General features: G+C 72.3%; 1 protein-coding gene. It reads right to left on the reverse strand.

The window, feature by feature from the left end; genetic code table 11:
* The coding region (locus tag ABZU99_RS34900; RefSeq protein WP_356228198.1) for a condensation domain-containing protein at positions 1-1,018 on the reverse strand (1,018 nt) is incomplete at its 3' end.
* Between the last annotated feature and the right edge of the window lie 33 nt (positions 1,019-1,051).

A 1,051-nucleotide genomic window follows, 5' to 3' on the forward strand; every position in this document is an offset into this window, starting at 1 on the left:
CCACCGTGTCCACCACCGGATCCAACGCCCGCCGCCCCAACACCGGATCCGCACCCTCAAGCACCTCAAGCCACTGCGGCAGCTCCGCCACCCGCCCAGGGCATGCCGCCTCAGCAGCCAGCGCCCGCGCCCACCCCCGGAACGACGTACCCACCGCATCCAGCACCACCCCGGCACCCGACGCATACGCCGCCGCCAGATCCGGAACAACGACGCGCCACGACACACCATCCACCACCAGGTGGTGGGCCACCAGCAGCAGCCGGCCCGGTGCGGCCGGGCCCGCGTCACACCACACCACCCGCAGCATCCCGCCCGCCACCGGATCCAGCTGCCCGGCCTCCTCCTCCGCGACCGCCCGCACCCTCTGGACCCACCGCTCCCCCGCCACCCCATCGGCGTCCACCCGACGCAGGACCGGCCTTCCCGAACCCTTCTCCGGTACCTCCAGGGCATCCGGCTCACCATCGACCAGCACCAGACGGGCACGCAGCACATCGTGGTGATCCAGCACCAGGCGTAAAGCCGCCTCCAGACGCGGCAGTTCCAGACCGGGCGGAACCTCCAGCACCATCGTCTGAGAGAACGCCCCGGTCAGAACCGTCGGGCCGGAGCGCTCGGCGAGTTCCCGCATCAGCGGGGTCATGGGCACGGTGCCGGTCGCCCGCTCGTCGGCGCGGCCGGTGGCCTCCACGGTCGCCGCGACCCGGGACAGTGCGGCGGGGGTGCGGTGCTCGAAGACCTGCCGGGCGGTGAGCAGGACTCCGGCGCGGCGGGCGCGGGAGACGACCAGCATCGACATGATCGAGTCGCCGCCCAGCCCGAAGAACGAGTCCTCGGCACCCACCCACTCCAGGCTCAGCACCTCACGGAACAGACCACACAGGAGCTCCTCCACCGGGGTCTCCGGACCCCGGCCCGCACCCCCGGTGAACTCCGGCGCGGGCAAGGCGGCCCGGTCCAGCTTGCCGTTCACCGTCACCGGGAACGCATCCAGCGACACGATCGCGGTGGGCACCATGTACTCCGGCAAAGCCCGCCCTGCATGCTC

Origin of the sequence: Streptomyces sp. NPDC005266 (genome assembly GCF_040607655.1) — a bacterium.
GTDB lineage: Bacteria > Actinomycetota > Actinomycetes > Streptomycetales > Streptomycetaceae > Streptomyces.